Origin of the sequence: Coleofasciculus sp. E2-BRE-01 (assembly GCF_040221695.1) — a bacterium.
Classification (GTDB): domain Bacteria; phylum Cyanobacteriota; class Cyanobacteriia; order Cyanobacteriales; family Coleofasciculaceae; genus Coleofasciculus.
The window spans coordinates 38,105-55,953 of record NZ_JAVKEA010000204.1; the positions used below are offsets into that span (position 1 = coordinate 38,105).

The following is a 17,849-nucleotide window of genomic DNA, read 5'->3' on the forward strand; positions in this document are numbered from 1 at the left end:
GGTTGTAGGGGCGAGTCGCTGAGCAACTATTGAGGTGTGATCATTAACCTGTCTCGACTCGCCCCAGTCTAAATGCAGAGGGTTTGAATTGACGGTATCATGGGTCGGGCGATCCGATAAAATTGATAAATTGGTTTTTCTATTTTAATACAGCGGGTCGCCCCTACAGATGTTGGCAAACTCCATAGACAATTAACGATGACTCAACCGCAAATCTCTCCCTACGGTTCCTGGAACTCTCCCATCGCAGCCGAACTTATTGTGGCGGGTACGATTGGCTTGGGGAGTATCGCCCTAGATGGTACGGATACCTACTGGATAGAAGCACGACCCATGGAAGCCGGACGTAATGTAATTGTACGACGTCAGGCGAATGGCGCGATCGCAGATATTACTCCCTCTCCCTTTAATGTGCGTACTCGCGTTCATGAATATGGTGGTGGTGCTTACGCGGTTAAGGATGGGATTATTTATTTTGCCAATTATCAGGATCAGCGTCTTTACCAGCAGACGGGTGATACAGAACCTCAACCCATCACCCCAGAGTCAGGCAGAACTCTCCGCTATGCTGATCTGATAAGTGATTCTCAGCGACAACGGCTGATTGCTGTGCGTGAAGATCACAGCAGTGAAGGTGCAGAACCCGTTAACACGTTAGTCAGTATTCCTTTAAACAATAGTGACGCTATCCAAATTATCGCTTCAGGACATGACTTCTACGCCTCACCCCGTTTGAGTCCCGATGGTTCTCAGTTAACCTGGTTGAGTTGGAATCATCCTAATATGCCATGGGATGGGACACAACTCTGGGTGGCGCCGATTCAAGGGGATGGATTACTCAGTGAAGCTAAATGTATTGCAGGTGGAGTGGAGGAGTCAATCTTTCAACCGGAATGGTCACCCGATGGCACATTATACTTCGTTTGTGATCGGACTGGCTGGTGGAATCTGTATCGCTGGAATCAGCAAGCAGTAGAACCTGTGTGTGAAATGGAGGCGGAGTTTGGTCTTCCCCAGTGGGTGTTTGGTATGTCTACTTATGGCATTTCATCGCGCGATCGCCTAATCTGTGCTTATACTGTCCAAGGTCGATGGCGTTTAGGGAGTATCGATCTCCAGACGAAACAATTCAACCCGATTGAAACCCCTTATACCAGTATTTCATCGGTGCAGGTAACAAAGGATCGCGTTGTCTTTATTGGTGGTTCCGCTACCGAACCCACCGCCGTGGTACAGATGGACGTAGCTAGCCAACAGATAGAGGTTCTGCGTCAATCGACAACATTAGAGATAGATAAAGGATACCTCTCCATACCTGAGGCGATCGCATTTCCTACCGAAAACGGTAAAACGGCTTACGGCTTCTTCTATCCCCCGCAAAATAAAGACTATCAAGCACCCGAAACCGAGAAACCGCCTCTGATTGTCAAAAGTCATGGTGGACCAACTGCATCCACATCCAGTACCTTTAATCTAAAGATTCAATATTGGACAAGTCGCGGCTTTGCCTTCTTAGATGTTAACTATGGCGGAAGTACAGGGTATGGACGCGAGTATCGCCAACGCCTCCAGAATCAATGGGGAATTGTGGATGTTGATGACTGCGCCAATGGTGCAAAGTACCTGGCGGAACAAGGATTCGTCGATGGAGAACGGTTAGCGATCGCAGGCGGTAGCGCTGGGGGGTATACTACCTTAGCCGCCCTTACCTTCCGGGATGTGTTTAAAGCTGGGGCGAGTTATTACGGCGTCAGCGACTTAGAAACCTTAGCCACCGATACCCATAAATTTGAATCCCGTTACCTGGATGGATTAATTGGTGCTTATCCAGAACGCCAAGACTTGTACAAAGCGCGATCGCCGATTCATTTTACCGACAAATTGTCCTGTCCGGTGATTTTTTTCCAAGGGTTAGAGGATAAAGTGGTTCCCCCCAACCAAGCCGAGACGATGGTGGAGGCGTTAAAAGCAAAGGGATTACCCGTAGCATACATCACCTACCCCGAAGAACAGCATGGATTCCGACGGGCTGAGAACATCAAGCGCACCTTGGAAGCCGAGTTATTCTTTTATTCACGGATATTCGGGTTTGAGTTAGCCGAACCCATTGAACCCGTCGCGATCGACAATTTTTAACCCCTATTTTATCGGGAAATTCAACTGTAGGGGCGGGTTTAGGGATTCAATTAAGGCGAAAGTAATACCATATCATCCAAAACCCGCCCTTCCCCAGGATTGCTGTCGGAGGATGTCACCGGAACTTGCTAACCTAGAACCATTAGTACTCAACAATTTATCTCAGAGGGTTCAGCCATGAGTAACCGGGAAACCCGAAAACTTGTCCGTCAGGAAACCCAAGCCCTTGCCCGTGAAGTCAAAACCCAAGCTACCATTTTAGGCGGACTCGTCGCGGCGATGTGGGGTTTAGAACTCATTGATTTAGTTATTTTCCAAGGCGCACTCGACGGTTATGGTATTTTACCCCGGACAATTATTGGGTTAAGGGGTATCCTATTTGCCCCGTTTCTCCATGGGGGTTTACCTCACCTAATTGCCAATACTATCCCCTTTCTCACCCTCGGCTGGTTCGTCATGTTACAAAAAACCAGCGACTTTTTTATTGTCACCGCCATCACCATGGTTGTTAGCGGTTTAGGGGTATGGCTGATTGGTTCTCCCGGTGTTCACATTGGCGCTAGCGGTCTAGTTTTTGGCTATCTGGGTTTTCTGCTATTGCGCGGCTATTTTCAACGCAATATTCCCTCTATTTTACTTTCACTGATCGTCGGATTTCTCTATGGAGGCGCAATTTGGGGTGTTTTACCAACGGTTCCTGGTGTATCCTGGGAAGGGCATTTATTTGGTTTTATTGGTGGAATCATTGCGGCACGCCTATTGTCTCAGCGTAAGGGATGAGGAATGGGAAAGATGGGGAAGATGGGGAAGATGAGGGAGATGGGGAAGATGGGGGAGATGGGGGAGATGGGGTTGTAGAGACGTTCCGGTGGAACGTCTGGAAGATGAGGACATTAATTCAAAACTGGATCAGGGCGGGTTTAGTTACCTTTGGGTTAAGTAAGAAACGATAATAGTGAAAACCGCCCCTACACACCGCCGCCGAATGACGTGAAAGGTCAATACTTTCCCAATTATTAATGGCAAAACAAAAATTTCCTTATTTGGTTGGTTCTAAATGGACAGCGACGCAACAAACCTGGGGTTGGCGACATTTTCAAGTAGTTAACCGCAAAAATCAGGGTCAATGGGTTTTTGCCGAAATGGTGGCATCCTGTGACACGACTGTTCGCTTTTGGTTAAATGCTAAACAGCTTAAAGACCGTTCTTTGTGGAAACCAGGTTGGCAGTCTTTACAAGAAATGAAGGAAATAGAAGAGGATGAATTATAAAGTGAGAGGTTGGCTGGAGGGAAAAAACAGTTCAATGAATACTCAATAGGATAGAAATATCCCGATCCTATTAAAATATTGTTGCTCAGGTAAGGTCTTATGAAAAATCATTCGTCAAAGTTGATTGTTGCTTTAGCTTTCATCATTTTCCCGCTAAGTTGCGCTGCTTCTAGTAGTGGTAGAATTTGCCAGTATAATCCTGATTCTGGAAAACCTAATCCTTTGGGAATGAGGTCATATATTACCATTACAGAAGACGAGGGAAGTACAATTGTTACTTATGAACAGTTTCCCTCAACTGTTGATGAAAATGTTACGCTGACAACGAAACGGGAACTCACGTTTCATGATACTCCCTTGGACACAGCGCGGGTTATTCTCCTGCAAAACAAAAATTACTATTCTGAGTTAGTGGGGTATGATGACCCTGAAGGTTTTGCTCCTGTTAATGAAGTACTAACCTGTGAGTCAAAGTGATGGGAGGTTACATTTGAATATCTAAAGGAAAAATGAGCGTAGTCGAAGGGTCAATTGTAGGGGCGGTTTTAACCACTATAGGGGCGGGTTTAACCACCGTAGGGGCGGGTTTAGCCACTGTAGGGGCGGGTTTAGCCACTGTAGGGGCGGGTTTAGCCACTAAAGCTAGCTTGTACCAATAGATGAACAACAAAACCCGCCCTTGCTTGTTACCAATAGATGAACAACAAAACCCGCCCTTGCTTGTACCAATAGATGAACAACAAAACCCGCCCTTGCTTGTTACCAATAGATGAACAACAAAACCCGCCCTTGCTTGTTACCAATAGCTGAACAACAAAACCCCCCCTTGCTTGTATACCAATAGCTGAACAACAAACCCCCCCCTTGCTTGTTACCAATAGATGAACAACAAAATCCGCTCTTATTTACAAGGCTAAGATGTATAAATAAGTCAATCTAATCACATGAAAAGGTTATTGATTACAGGTGTTAGTGGATTTTTGGGTTGGCATACTTGCCAGTTGTCAAAACGAGAATGGAATGTCTATGGAACTTGCCTTTCTAAATCTGCCAATAGTCCAGACATAAACATACTAAAAGTTGATTTAACCAATTTCCAGCAACTCAAACAGATTTTTCAAGACATTCAACCCGACGCGGTTATTCATACAGCTGCTCAATCTAGCCCCAATTTTTGCCAAATGCACCCCCAGGAAACGGAAGCAATAAATGTTACAGCATCTGGGGATATCGCGGGGCTGTGTGCGGATTATGGTATTCCTTGTATATTTACCTCCACTGACCTAGTATTCAATGGTTTAAATCCACCTTATCGGGAAACTGATCCGGTTTCGCCAATTAGTTATTATGGAGAGCAAAAAGTTAGGGCTGAAAATCTGATGTTAACCCGTTATCCTCAGACAGCAATTTGCCGAATGCCGTTAATGTTTGGTCAGGCGACACCAACGGCAATCAGCTTTATTCAGCCATTTATAGAAACGTTACAAGCGGGAAACGAGTTAAAGTTATTTGTTGATGAATTTCGCACACCCGTGAGTGGAACCACCGCAGCGAAAGGGTTATTGTTAGCCCTCGATAACGTTCAAGGCTACCTGCATCTGGGGGGAAAAGAGCGGATATCACGTTACGAATTTGGGTGTCTGCTGGTTGATGTGTTACGATTACCCAAGACTGGATTAAACTCTTGTAGACAAGCAGAGGTAAAAATGGCAGCGCCACGACCTCCAGATGTTTCCTTGGATAGTTCCAAAGCATTTGCGTTAGGATATAATCCTTTACCCTTGCAAGAAGAATTAGAGGCATTGCGGGGGAGCCTTATCTGACTTATATGCCCATATACTGTAGGGACGCCAAGCTGACATCTGTGTCAATTTCTCAACAATCTCCAATACCTTGAGACAGACCCCTCCCTAACCCTCCCCTTGGCAAGGGGAGGGAACTCAACTGGCTTTAGTTTCGCCCTTATTCGTTGACTTTATTCTTCTTTCTTGAGTGTTCTTGCTTGAGTCCAACTCCAAAGCCTAATGCGGCGGCTGAACCCAGGAGTGTGAGGGGTTCAGGAACAGAAGGAAGTTTAGTCAGTTGGTAGGGTACATCTGCGTCGAGATCTCCATTTACCAACAGTGCGTCTCCGCTTCTCGTACCGCCAATCTCTTGGGGAAGTGGCAGTATGTTGAATAGAGTGAGACTCTGAGTCTGCTGTGCAGAATTGCTGAACAGAATTTGGGAACCATTACTTTCAAATTCACCCTGATCAAAGATGAGATCCCCCAACTCTAGAGAAACCGACTCAATTACATCCATTGAATCGTTTGTGGTGAAAGAACCTGCAACTGCATCTATTGTTGTTGGACTATCACCCAGTATGTCTGCATTAACTTCGATATCATGGATATCTACACTAAATTTCATTGAAGCAGCTGTAGCGGGGGATACATTAACCAGATTAGCGGCAGCAGTAGCAGCAGTAGTGGTAGCTACCGTTAATGCAGCAAGCCACGGTGAGTAACTAAATTTCATAAATTGGAAACCCTGTAGTAAGTGAAACAACTGTGACAATTAAATGAATAATAAAGGAATGTTTCCTCTATCTGTAGGAGTATTTATAAGACCATACTCATTTGTATTTGTCAAGTCAATTTCATCTATTATTCTTTACATAAATATAATTAATAATTTTAATATTACACGGTTTTTGTATTGTAAGTTACATTTAATGTCTATGATTAGGAGCTTTAACTCAATTAACTAACAAAATTTATGTCTAGGTATTTATTCAGTGAGGGGATAGAGTCATAATTTCTACAGGTATTCGGAAGATAATTTTGGCGAAGTGAGATAAGCCGAACTTAAATTTAAGCGATCGCGGCAACTCTTGCCAGAAAACTGGCACAAAGCCAAAGCGCCTGTAAAACTGGGCTAGGCGTGTTCCTAAGCATTCCAGATAGAGGGGGTGGCTGGCTTGACGAATCAGATGCTGCGTCAGCAAGCTTCCCAAACCGCGATCGCGCCACTCTGGGGCGACAACTAAACTCCCTAACTCCTGGGCGTCAGCAAACTGGCGTAACTGTCCACAAGCCACCACCTGTCCCTCGCATTCAATCACCCAGAATTGCTGCCATCGTAACTGAGTCGGATCAAGTTTTGCCCCCAGTACCAATCGGAAAATCGCGCCCCGATCCCCAGAAGAGGCGCGTCGGAGGGTACAGTTGGCGGGTAGAGACGGCTGACTTGTATGCATGTAGGATGATTTATGGTGCGATCGCTGATTTTAATGGTTCGAGAGTACCCGAAACCTGATACATTTACCGAGTATCGGCTCTTCAATTTTATGGATTGACTATGAAAGTCTTGGTTATTGGTGGCGATGGTTATTGTGGGTGGGCAACCGCCCTGCATCTATCCAAAAAAGGATACGACGTCGGGATTATGGATAACCTGGTGCGCCGTCACTGGGATATGAAACTGGGTGTAGAAACCCTGACGCCAATTGCACCGATTCAACACCGTATCCAACGTTGGCAGGATCTGACGGGTAAATCCATTGACTTGTTCGTGGGTGATATCACCGACTACGATTTCCTGATTAAATCCCTGCATCAGTTTGAACCGGAGGCAATTGTTCACTTTGGCGAACAACGGTCTGCCCCATTCTCGATGATTGACCGCGAACATGCGGTACTAACTCAGGTGAATAATGTCGTAGGGACATTAAATATTCTTTACGCCATGCGACAAGACTTCCCCGATTGCCATTTGGTCAAACTGGGGACGATGGGTGAATACGGCACGCCGAATATCGATATCGAAGAAGGCTACATCACCATCGAGCATAATGGGCGCAAAGATACCTTACCGTATCCAAAACAACCCGGTAGCTTCTACCACCTGAGCAAAGTCCACGATAGCCATAATATCCACTTTGCTTGCAAGATTTGGGGACTCCGGGCAACGGATCTGAATCAGGGTGTCGTCTATGGTGTCAAAACCGAAGAAACGGGAATGGATGAGATGCTGATTAACCGCCTCGACTATGATGGCGTTTTCGGTACTGCCTTAAACCGTTTCTGTATCCAGGCGGCGGTGGGTCATCCCTTGACAGTATACGGTAAAGGGGGACAAACCCGAGGCTTCTTAGATATTCGGGATACCGTGCGTTGTGTCGAACTCGCGATCGCGAATCCGGCTGATCCCGGTCAATTCCGCGTATTTAACCAGTTCACGGAAATGTTCAGTGTGGGCGACTTAGCCGTGATGGTGAAAAATGCTGGAACCCATTTGGATATCGATGTGGACATTAAGCACCTCGATAACCCACGAGTTGAGTTAGAACAGCATTATTTCTACGCCAAAAATACTTGCCTGTTAAGTTTAGGACTCCAACCCCATTACCTCTCTGATTCCCTGATTGATTCCTTACTAAACTTTGCCAGCAAGTACAAGCACCGTGTAGATGAAAAACAAATCTTACCCAAGGTGTCTTGGCGGCGCTAAAGCTCTTGACTATCGGTTCAGGATTCAGGACTATGGTAGGGAAGACATAAAACATCAACGGGAAAAAATAGGGGTTGCGATGGTTTATCGTCCTGTTTTTTCAACCCAATTCGGTCTAGAACAGCCCAGGATAATCACTGAACTAATGGTTTCGGTAAGAGGAACTAGAAACTCTTGGTTTCCTCTTACCCTATCTCATCTTTCCCTGGAAATAGCCAGATTTTCATAGCTTGTCATGATGATAAAATCGGCAATTCTTCTCGTGTTTGTCGTCTTACCCGGTTTCGCTGCATCGGTTCTCAGTGCCTATTATCTTTTCCCAGAATGGGTAGCATTAGAGCGTCACCAAAGATATTATCAACAGTTGTCTGAATCTCCATCTTCGACAATGCGGGATTTATCCATTGCCCAAGCCGCAGAAAATAGACATCGAATTAACTGTTTTGCTGAAGGTGTGGGCGTTTTACTAGGGGGAATTATCGCGGCGATTGGGATTCATGGACTCTGTACCTTACCGCCCAAAAACGCTGAAGATCCTTAGTTGTTCTAAATGTCGCCATCAAGGTGAGGATAAATGGTACTGAAATTTTGGCTGGTATATAAGGATTTCGACGATCCAAAAAGGTTGATTTTAGTGCCATTGAGGTTAGGACAGATATAATGGCTGAGACCCTATACCAGTAACAACCCTCCTACCTGGTTGGTGAGCCTGTCGAACCACTGCCTCCTGCCTCCTACCGTTTGCAATACCACTCCGCACACAGTCACACGATTATGCGAATTGCCTTATTCACTGAAACTTTTTTGCCTAAAGTTGATGGGATTGTCACGCGACTGCGGCACACGGTTGACCATTTACAACGCAATGGTGACCAGGTTCTGGTTATTTGTCCTGATGGGGGACTCACAGAACACAAAGGTGCCAAAATTTATGGCGTTTCGGCTTTTCCATTACCTTTATATCCCGAACTCAAACTGGCATTACCTCGACCCGCGATTGGCATAGCGTTAGCTGAATTTAAGCCGGATGTAATTCATGTGGTGAATCCGGCGGTATTAGGGTTAGGGGGACTCTATTATGCTAAAGCGATGCAAATTCCTTTAATCGCGTCCTATCATACTCATTTACCCCAGTATCTTCAGCATTATGGGTTAGGGATGTTAGAACCGGTGATGTGGGAATTAATTAAGGCAAATCACAACCAAGCCCAGCTTAATTTATGTACCTCGACGGCGATGGTGGAGGAATTGAGAGGGCACGGGATTGAACGATTGGATTTGTGGCAACGGGGGGTAGATACAGAGACATTTCGTCCCAGTTTGGCGTCTGAGGACATGCGATCGCACTTGTCCCAAGGACACCCGGAAAGCCCATTGCTGCTTTATGTGGGGCGTTTGTCGGCGGAAAAGGAAATTGACCGGATCAAGCCAGTTCTGGAATCGATTCCCGGTGCGCGTTTGGCATTAGTGGGCGATGGACCTCATCGCAGCGCCTTGGAAAAACATTTTGCTGGAACCCCCACCCATTTTGTCGGGTATCTGACAGGTGAAGCCTTAGGTTCTGCCTTTGCGTCGGCGGATGCGTTTATTTTCCCCTCCCGTACCGAAACTTTGGGATTAGTTTTACTCGAAGCGATGGCGGCGGGGTGTCCGGTAGTGGCGGCGCGTTCTGGGGGAATTCCCGATATCGTCACCGATGGGGTAAACGGCTACCTATTTGACCCCAGGGATGAACAAGGCGCGATCGCGGCGACTCAACGTCTGTTCCAGGAACAAACCGAACGGGAAACCTTACGAGAAAACGCCAGGGCGGAAGCCGAACAGTGGAGTTGGTCAGCCGCAACCCGTCAGTTACAACAGTATTATCAGAGTGTGGTGTTGTCGCGATCGCTCTTACCTGCGGCTTGATTAGGGGCTGCTGAATAAGTCTTGTGGTGGGAATAGGCAACACCTCGACTTGCAATCAGAGGGTGGTAGGGGTACGGCATTGCCGTGCCCTCTTATATAGCTGCTATATAGCAGTTCCAAATGAAACGTGAAAATATTACCCATCCCAAACCCTCCTCTTAGCAAGGGGAGGGCAAGGGTGGGGTTCACAACTCAAATGAAAACGCTATATCTCTCCAACTATTATTATTATTTAATAAACTAGCTCCTAAAGATTTAAATACCAAATCTTTAGAAGCCAATACACCTAAACTATCCTTAATAAAATCATAACACTGAATCACCGAGTTTGGTGTTGTAAAATGCTTGATTTTGTGTGAAATTTCCTCAACCTAATCTGTCTTTGATCAAAAAAAATTACTAACTACAATGGCAAATGATATAGCTCGCTTCTTTTCGGGAGCGAGTAAGCTGTTCGGCATTTAAACCTTAATATCAATAATGGGGAAATCTTTGTAGTGCGAGCATCTTGCTCGCTACTAATACCCAATTTAAATGCATGACAGCTTATGACCAATGATCAATCAAACAGGTAACTCAATCACAAACTCTGTACCTTGCCCTAATAACGATTTACAATGGATCTCACCCTGATGTCGCTGCACAATACTGGTGTGGGCAACCGATAAACCTAATCCTGTGCCTTGACCAATGGTTTTGGTAGTAAAAAATGGGTCAAATATGCGCGGTTTAATCTGATGATCAATCCCGACGCCATTGTCAGTAATCAGAATAATAATTTTATGGATATCCGGTTGCTCCTGAATCGTGATCAAATCCGTGCAAATCCGAATCTTAGGGACAAAAAGTTTATCCTGCTGCATTCGTTCTTCTAAAGCATCAATTGCATTACTCAAAATATTGATAAAGACCTGATTCAAATCTCCAGGATAGCAATTAATTAAGGGCAGATCATCATACTCTCGCATCACCCGAATCGCGGCTCGGTTCGGCTGTTTTCTCAGGCGATGTTGTAAGATCATCAGGGTGCTTTCGATACCTTGGTGAATATCAGCTTTTTTGTAGTCCGATTCATCTAAACGGGAGAAGTTTCGCAGAGATTGAACGATGCCCTGAATTCTTGCCGCTCCCTCTTGCATGGAATTTAATAATTTTACAAAGTCTTGCTCAATAAAATCGAGTTCTCTCTCAACAATATAGTCTTGAATTTCCTGAGGAGGTGTTGGATAAAATTGACCGTAGAGGTAAATTAGCTGCAAAAGATCACGGATATACATCCGGGCGGGGTTAATATTGCCAGCAATGAAGCTAACCGGATTATTAATTTCATGAGCAATCCCAGCAACTAACTGACCCAAGGATGCCATTTTTTCCTGGTGGATGAGTTGAACTTGGGTTTGTTTCAATTCGCTGATGGTGAGTTCTAAAGTTTCGGCTTTTTCGCGCAGTTTAGCTTCACTGAGGCGTAAGTCCGATTCTGCTTGTTTACGGGGGGTGATGTCGGTGACGCGGACTAAATGGAGGGTTTTATCCGCCACTTGAATTCGCTTGACAGCTAAATTTCCCCAAAATAACCGTCCTTTTTTGCTCACATATTCTATCTCTCGACTCCAAAATCCATACATCTGAATTTCATCGACGATAGAATCTAAGTCATCGGGATGAAATGGTTCTTTTTGAAGCGTCTGTCCTTCGATATTTAATAATTCAGCTTTGTTCGTGACTTCAAATAACTCGATTGCCCGTTGGTTGCAGTCTAGAGTTAAAAGGGTGTCTGGGTCAACTAAAAAAATAGCATCGGCTGATTCATTGAAAATCGCTTGCCATAAATCCCGCGCCCGGATAATTTCTGCCTCGGCGTGTTTCCGTAGAGTAATGTCTCGGACAATAGCAATAATTTCATTGGGATTACAGGCAATAATCCGTGCTTCATAGGCGCTGAGTTGCCCGTTAATTGTTAATTGATACTCACAGGTTTGGAGTTGACCGGAAAGGATAGCCTGCTGGGATGCTTGCTGTAGTCGTTGGGCTACGTCTGGCGGCAAAATATCCTGGGGTTTTTTACCGATAAATACCTCGGGTGGCGCAACCGGAACAATACTTTGAGCAGGTTTGAAGTCAACAAATGTACCATCCGCACGATAGCGGAACATCATGTCAGGAATGGCATCTAATAAGGCTTGATTGGTATCCGCCACTTTTTGCAATTTGGCTTTAATATGTTGGCGCTGGGTAATATCGAGAATGATGCCATCCCAGATTAGCGTCCCGTCAGACAGGCGCATCGGTTTAGCTTTTCCCTGACACCAGCGAATTGTCCCAGATGAGGTTAGAATTCGCCATTTCATACACCAGGATTCTAAGGTTTTAGCAGAATGGTTTATGGACGCCACATAAGCACTGTAATCATCGGGGTGAATCCTATCCCAGATTAATTGAGGGTTGTCTTGAACCGCTTCGGGTTCTAATTCAAAGAGTTCCCGAACGCCAGAACTGATGTAGGTAAATTGATGACTACCATCAGGATATTGATAATATTGATAAATTACGCCCGGTATCGTTTCGGTCAGCTTTTGGAATCGCGCCTCGGACTGGGATAAAGCGGCTTCTGCTTGTTTCAGTGCGGTAATGTCCCGTTGTACCCCGATAAAATGGGTGACGTTTCCATCACTATCTCGTACTGGGGAAATTGATACGTTATTCCAAAATAGTGTACCGTCTTTCCGATAGTTTCGCAGGGTGACATGACAATCTCGTTTTTCCCGGAGGGCTTGGCGTATTTCCTGCAATTCGGGTTGATGGGTGTCTTGTCTCTGGAGAAAGCGGCAATTTTGACCGAGAAGTTCGGCTGGGGAGTAACCCGTCATCCGCTTAAAACTCGGGTTAACGTAAACAAGGGGATGATCAGGAGCTTGAGCATCTGTAATCACGATACCATTACTCGCCGCCGCGATCGCACGTTCGAGCAGGTGTAATTTTTCTTCGGTCTGTTTGCGGGCGGTGATATCATGAGCAACGGTATAAATTAACCCTTCTTCTACTACTGGCGTCGCACTCCAGAGTAACCAACGATAGGAGCCATCTTTACAGCGATAACGATTCTCAAAGTTAATTGTAGAAACGCTATTATTGATCAGCTTTTGCGCTTGCTGTTGAGTGGCATCTTGATCATCGGGATGGACAAAATTTAGATAAGGTTGACTCAAGAGTTCCGAGATAGAGTAACCCAATGTCGTTTCCCAAACGGGATTTAACTGTTTAAAATAGCCATCAAATCCAGCAATACAGAGCAGATTCATGGAAAGGTTAAAGAAACGCTGCTGTTGATGTTCTGGTAGGTGTAGGGGTGGAGCAAGAATTTGGAAATTTTCGCTAATTTTATCCGCGTCGCATTGACAGGCGAACTCTAATTGATTTGATGGTGGTTGAGTATATTGTCCATTTCCGTTTTCGTCCGGAATCAGGGATTTAAATTTAGGGATGAGAGAGTGGTAAAATTCATCCTTATCTTCCCATCTTTGTTTCTTCTCTACTCCTTGATTTTCCTGATTCCGCACCTGTTGACGGGCAATGGCATAGCGCAGGGAGCGCATAAGTTGGGAATTATCGAATTCTCCTTTAATTAAATAATCCTGAACCCCGGCTTGAATCAGTTGAAATGCTAACGTTTCATCCTCTGCCGCACCGAGGACAACAATGGGAATTTCGGCATGGGTTGGGCTTTCTCCACTATACTCCTGAAGTCGCGCGATCGCATCCAGCCACTGTGCTTGGATAGTATCATGAATTTCTAAAGGGTAATCAGATTTTTCGCTCTCCTGAACACCTTCTGTCTTCTTTCCCCTTGATATCAGACACAAATCGAATAAAATAATATCAATTTCATCTTGCTGCAAACGTTCTAGGGCTGCATTAATACTTGCCACCTGAATTAGCGATGCCTGTGGATTCTGATTATCCAGTAAAATGGCTTGAATCTGTTGGACGATTGCGGGGTCATTTCCCACGAACAAAACTTGCCAAGCTGTAGTATTTGTATGTGTTGGGATTTGGCTAATCATCTGGCATTGTTTAAACTAAATTGAAAAAATAATGCTGACAGTTCAGTCGTTCACGGTAATGTAAACGCTGACGTGATCCGCACACACAGCACAAAATCGATCATTTATCGATCATTTAGAGAACGGCACGATAGCAGCGTAAAAAATCTCAATAGATGCTTCGCTCAAAACTCGGTGATATGATGTCCAGACTCATCACCCCTTTTATAACAACTTATTAAATTAAGACACGATAACCGTGTAAAAGTTGTATGAACATAAATATTAAGCTATTAGTCATCTATCTCAATGCATATTCTAAAACACTAACCTGTTATGAATTGTTATAAAAAGTTAGGTATTTGGGGAGGAGCAGCAAAATAATGGATGTAGAGGAAGCGCTGATCCTGATCGATCAAAGCCTTCAACCGGAAGGCTTAACCGATACACAAGAGCTGATCTTCCGACAATGTTGGCAGGGTAAGAGCTACTATGACATCGCCCAAGAGTTTGATTATGATGCGGGGTACTTGCGGATTGCGGGTTCACAGCTTTGGCAACAACTCAGTCGTGCGTTTGGAGAAAAAACCACCAAAGCGAATCTACAATCAGTGCTGCGGCGTAGAATGAATGCGACTGCGCCATCGTTTATCCTCAATCCATCCTCAACTCAACCCGACTATCCGGGAAGTCCTGTTTCTTGTCAATCCCCCTTTTATATCCAACGCCCTCCCATTGAATTAGAGTGTTGCACTGAACTGGTGCAACCGGGAGCGTTACTGCGAATCAAAGCGCCAGAACGGATGGGAAAAACCTCACTATTGGGGTATCTACTCAATTTTGCTAAAAACCAAGGCTACAACACCATTTGCTTGAGCTTTCAACAAGCTGATAATGTAGCGATGAACGATTTAAATAGTTTTCTGCGTTGGTTTTGCAAAAGTATCAGTTGGCGGCTGGAGTTAGCGCCTAAGTTGGAAGAGTATTGGGATATGGAGCCAGGGTTGGCAAAGTCAAACTGTACTCGATACTTTGAGAAGTATATATTACCTCAGTTTAACGCGCCGTTAGTCATGGTATTGGATGATTTAGAGCAAATCTTTGTTTATCCTCAGATTGCTCAAGAGTTTCTGCCTTTATTACGAGTGTGGCATGAATATGCCAATGAGTCAGAAATTTGGGAATCGTTACGCATCGTTGTGGCTCATTCGACGGAAGTGTATGTACCAATGAGAGTGAATCAATCTCCATTTAATGTCGGGTTTCCGATGAGTTTATCGGAGTTTGATGCTCAACAGATACAGGCGTTGGCACAAGCTTATGGGTTGAACTTGGCAGACACGGAAATTGAACAACTGATGGCAATGGTGGGAGGATATCCTTATCTGGTTCAACTGGCTCTTTATACTTTGGATCATGACAATATAACGTTAGCGCAGTTATTACAAGAGGCGCTGACAGCATCAGGGATTTATAATGGTCATCTGCGACGGTTAGCCAGTTTGATTACGACACCTCAGTTAGCTGATGCGGTGAGACAAGTGATGGGTGCGGATGAGACGGTTTTAAGTGATTCCTGTTTGGCTTATAAATTAAATAGTTTAGGCTTGATTAAGTTGCAGGAAAATAAAGCGACGCCGAGTTGTGAGTTATACCGTCAGTATTTTGGCGCTTGGCGAGGTTCCTCGTAGGGGAAAGGTGCGTTACGCTGCGCTAACGCACCCTACTGCTAAACCTGCCCTTCAAATTATCGGTCAAACCCGCCCCTACAGATGATCGGGTCGCCCTTTTTTGAGGTTAAAAGTAGGTATAGAATCTGTTTAGTTTATCTGTCACGAAATTCTGATCATCCAACTGAATATAAGGCTAAGGTTCCCTTACTACGAACTAGGCTAAAGTTCCCTCATTACGAACAACGAACAATTTCTAAAATTTGTCTTCCGAGCCATTCGCTGATGGGGGGGACAACGGCGTTGCCAAGGAGTCTCCCTCGGCGAGAGTCCATCCGGGGGGAAACCCCATGAGCCGCTCCCACTCTGTCCACGTCAAGTTTCTCGCCACAGAGTATGGGTCGGTCTGAATGACCTCCTTGATGTCGTCCAGATTGGGCACGTAGCGTGGGGCAGATGCTTTTTGCCAGGGTGTACCCGAAGCCACCGCGACGTTGTACCACAAGCGGATCGTTTGTGACAGTGCCTTGACGAAAATCGGATCGAGTTTTCGCTTGGCTCGATTTTCGCGACGCAGTATCCCTAGACAATTCGCGGCTGTTAGCAAAGAAGTGATAGGCACGTTCTGATCTAAAACTTGCGATAAAGAATACTCGGTCTCGGTTGTGGGGTAAGCCCGCATGGAGAGCGTTACACGATATCCATCCCCCCAAATACCCATTCGCTTCCAACGTGTCGGTAACTGTCTCAAGAGCGGTTCCTTGCTCCGCCGAGAGCAATCCCGGCACATTTTCCATGACCAACCACGTTGGCTGAACTTCTCTAACCAAGTCCATAAACCGGAAAAATAGCCCGCTTCTTTCCCCTGTGAGTCCTTGTCGCTCGGTGTTGGCGTGGCTGAGGTCTTGGCAGGGCCATCCTGCACACCATAAATCAGAGGTAGGGATAGTTGTTGGATTGAGGGTCGAGATGTCGTCATGAAGGGGTACGTGGGGCCAATGGCGTTTTAATATCTGTTGACAAAACGGATCTATCTCACATTGAAACACAACCTGCATCCCTGCTCGTTCAAAGCCGAGATCAAAACCGCCAATACCTGCAAAGAACGAAGCAACACGCATGAAACTAGAGATAAAGCCTAATTGTGACGACCATCATAGATGATTGACGGATCAAAATCTACTGTAGACGAAAATCGTCTACAAACCAGTTTAACAGTCGATAATATCTCGACCATTAGGTTTTAAACTGTTAACTGTGGATAAAAAGCAAAACATCAGCGGCTTGAGAATTCGTCAAGTCAGATTACAACGCGGTCTAGATCAAGTTGAATTAGCAGCGGCTTTAAATGTCGATTACGGAGTCAAGCTAGAGCAATCTGATATTTCAGAAATCGAGCGTCAAGTGCGCTGTGTGAAAGATTACGAACTTCATGCCATTTCCCAAGTGTTGGATATCGACCCAATATGGTTGCTGCGGGGAGATAGCTGATGGCGGCAAATCGTAAAAATCGAGGCAGACAAAAGTTTTTATCTCTTGTTCCTGTTAGTGAAACCGAGGTTCCAGGAAATGTGAGTCGGGAAGAATGGTTAGAACAAGTATGTCAACGTTTTGTGTCTCCTAGCCGAGCGAATAAATCCTATTATCGAGTTCTCTTAGAAAAACTGTGGCCCCCCGGACATGGTATTCCTGGACCTCTTGTACGTGAGGAGCAGTTGAGAGAAGCCATTGAAAATTTCCGAAAAAGTCAACATTCAGGTCGCAAACCCTACAAACCTTACGTCGATGTCTTTCGACGTCTGCGAGAACTCCAAGGGGAAGAAGGAATTACTGGGATTGGACGAGAAGGCAAAACCTATCAACTTGTCAGTTTAATCCTAAGTGAAAAAAGGGTGCCGCGAATCAAGCTGTCTAATTTAGATTGGCAGAAAATTCTGGAGCAATACAACTATAATTGTGCCGTTTGTGGTCGTTCTGAACCTGAGGTTAAATTTCAACAGGATCATAAAATTCCCCGGACTAGAGGGGGTGGCAATGAATTGAAAAATTGGCAACCTCTGTGTGATGAATGTAACAACTTTAAGAGTACATCATGTCGTGGATGTCAGATTGAGTGTGAGCAGTGCAGTTGGGCATTTCCTGATCGGTTTGCTCCACTTCGTTTATCTTCAGATAATATTTTGAAGTTGAGACAGTATGCCGCTATGACAAACTCAGACCCTCACGACTTGCTCAATTGGATTGTCAATGAATTCTTTCAAAACAGGTAAGTTAAATGTGAAAAAAATAACTGACGCTAAACTATTCTATTTCACTCAATCTGCCAGAGG

General features: G+C 45.1%; 17 protein-coding genes. 13 read left to right on the top strand and 4 right to left on the bottom strand.

All coding sequences use genetic code 11. The annotated features are described in order from the left end of the window. Positions 1–198 precede the first annotated feature (198 nt). The 7 genes from RIG66_RS26645 (at position 199) to RIG66_RS26675 (ending at position 5,230) form a co-directional block, all read left to right on the top strand. Positions 199–2,136 carry a S9 family peptidase gene (locus RIG66_RS26645; RefSeq protein ID WP_446382003.1) on the top strand — a complete coding sequence of 646 codons (1,938 nt, stop codon included), beginning with the start codon at positions 199–201 and terminating at the stop codon, positions 2,134–2,136. Positions 2,137–2,313: 177 nt separating this feature from the next. After that, positions 2,314–2,916 carry a rhomboid family intramembrane serine protease gene (locus RIG66_RS26650; RefSeq protein WP_446382005.1) on the top strand — a complete coding sequence of 201 codons (603 nt, stop codon included), beginning with the start codon at positions 2,314–2,316 and terminating at the stop codon, positions 2,914–2,916. Further along, the gene (locus RIG66_RS26655; protein WP_446382007.1) at positions 2,913–3,089 is read left to right on the top strand and encodes a hypothetical protein; all 177 of its coding nucleotides are present in this window, start codon (positions 2,913–2,915) and stop codon (positions 3,087–3,089) included. Before RIG66_RS26650 ends, RIG66_RS26655 begins: the two co-directional genes overlap by 4 nt. Before the next feature lie 66 nt (positions 3,090–3,155). Continuing rightward, positions 3,156–3,407, top strand: a complete 252-nt coding sequence (locus RIG66_RS26660) for a TIGR02450 family Trp-rich protein (RefSeq protein WP_446382009.1) — start codon at positions 3,156–3,158, stop codon at positions 3,405–3,407. 99 nt (positions 3,408–3,506) lie between these two features. Then, positions 3,507–3,884: a hypothetical protein gene (locus tag RIG66_RS26665; RefSeq protein ID WP_446382011.1), complete on the top strand. Its 378-nt coding sequence runs from the start codon at positions 3,507–3,509 to the stop codon at positions 3,882–3,884. Positions 3,885–3,916: 32 nt separating this feature from the next. Continuing rightward, on the top strand, positions 3,917–4,066 hold the full coding sequence (locus tag RIG66_RS26670) for a glycine zipper family protein (RefSeq protein WP_446382013.1): 150 nt from the start codon (positions 3,917–3,919) through the stop codon (positions 4,064–4,066). 285 nt (positions 4,067–4,351) lie between these two features. Further along, entirely contained in the window at positions 4,352–5,230 is an 879-nt protein-coding gene (locus RIG66_RS26675) for an SDR family oxidoreductase (protein ID WP_446382014.1), read from the top strand. Between the two features lie 139 nt (positions 5,231–5,369). On the opposite strand, the gene RIG66_RS26680 is transcribed toward RIG66_RS26675, so the two are convergent. After that, on the bottom strand, positions 5,370–5,927 hold the full coding sequence (locus tag RIG66_RS26680) for a PEP-CTERM sorting domain-containing protein (RefSeq protein ID WP_446382016.1): 558 nt from the start codon (positions 5,925–5,927) through the stop codon (positions 5,370–5,372). A 256-nt stretch (positions 5,928–6,183) separates the two neighbouring features. Beyond that, a complete protein-coding gene (locus tag RIG66_RS26685; protein WP_446382018.1) occupies positions 6,184–6,648 on the bottom strand; it encodes a GNAT family N-acetyltransferase in 465 nt (154 codons plus the stop codon). Between the two features lie 101 nt (positions 6,649–6,749). Between RIG66_RS26685 and RIG66_RS26690 the strand changes: the two genes are divergently transcribed. From RIG66_RS26690 to RIG66_RS26700, 3 genes are all read left to right on the top strand, one after another. Continuing rightward, the gene (locus tag RIG66_RS26690; protein ID WP_446382020.1) at positions 6,750–7,901 is read left to right on the top strand and encodes a UDP-sulfoquinovose synthase; all 1,152 of its coding nucleotides are present in this window, start codon (positions 6,750–6,752) and stop codon (positions 7,899–7,901) included. Positions 7,902–8,136: 235 nt separating this feature from the next. Further along, positions 8,137–8,442 carry a hypothetical protein gene (locus RIG66_RS26695; protein WP_446382022.1) on the top strand — a complete coding sequence of 102 codons (306 nt, stop codon included), beginning with the start codon at positions 8,137–8,139 and terminating at the stop codon, positions 8,440–8,442. Positions 8,443–8,675: 233 nt separating this feature from the next. Next, the gene (locus RIG66_RS26700; RefSeq protein ID WP_446382024.1) at positions 8,676–9,809 is read left to right on the top strand and encodes a glycosyltransferase family 4 protein; all 1,134 of its coding nucleotides are present in this window, start codon (positions 8,676–8,678) and stop codon (positions 9,807–9,809) included. 563 nt (positions 9,810–10,372) lie between these two features. On the opposite strand, the gene RIG66_RS26705 is transcribed toward RIG66_RS26700, so the two are convergent. After that, positions 10,373–13,870 (bottom strand): PAS domain S-box protein, encoded by a 3,498-nt coding sequence (locus RIG66_RS26705; RefSeq protein ID WP_446382026.1) that lies wholly within the window; start codon positions 13,868–13,870, stop codon positions 10,373–10,375. Positions 13,871–14,232: 362 nt separating this feature from the next. On the opposite strand from RIG66_RS26705, the gene RIG66_RS26710 reads away from it, so the two are divergent. Continuing rightward, entirely contained in the window at positions 14,233–15,540 is a 1,308-nt protein-coding gene (locus tag RIG66_RS26710) for an AAA-like domain-containing protein (RefSeq protein ID WP_446382028.1), read from the top strand. A 215-nt stretch (positions 15,541–15,755) separates the two neighbouring features. Here the strand turns inward: RIG66_RS26710 and RIG66_RS26715 are convergent, their stop codons facing one another. Next, positions 15,756–16,640: a DNA cytosine methyltransferase gene (locus RIG66_RS26715; RefSeq protein ID WP_446382030.1), complete on the bottom strand. Its 885-nt coding sequence runs from the start codon at positions 16,638–16,640 to the stop codon at positions 15,756–15,758. A 136-nt stretch (positions 16,641–16,776) separates the two neighbouring features. On the opposite strand from RIG66_RS26715, the gene RIG66_RS26720 reads away from it, so the two are divergent. Together RIG66_RS26720 and RIG66_RS26725 are read left to right on the top strand one after the other, a co-directional pair. Continuing rightward, positions 16,777–17,010 carry a helix-turn-helix domain-containing protein gene (locus RIG66_RS26720; RefSeq protein ID WP_446382032.1) on the top strand — a complete coding sequence of 78 codons (234 nt, stop codon included), beginning with the start codon at positions 16,777–16,779 and terminating at the stop codon, positions 17,008–17,010. Continuing rightward, a complete protein-coding gene (locus tag RIG66_RS26725; protein ID WP_446382034.1) occupies positions 17,010–17,789 on the top strand; it encodes an HNH endonuclease in 780 nt (259 codons plus the stop codon). Before RIG66_RS26720 ends, RIG66_RS26725 begins: the two co-directional genes overlap by 1 nt. Positions 17,790–17,849: the final 60 nt, after the last annotated feature.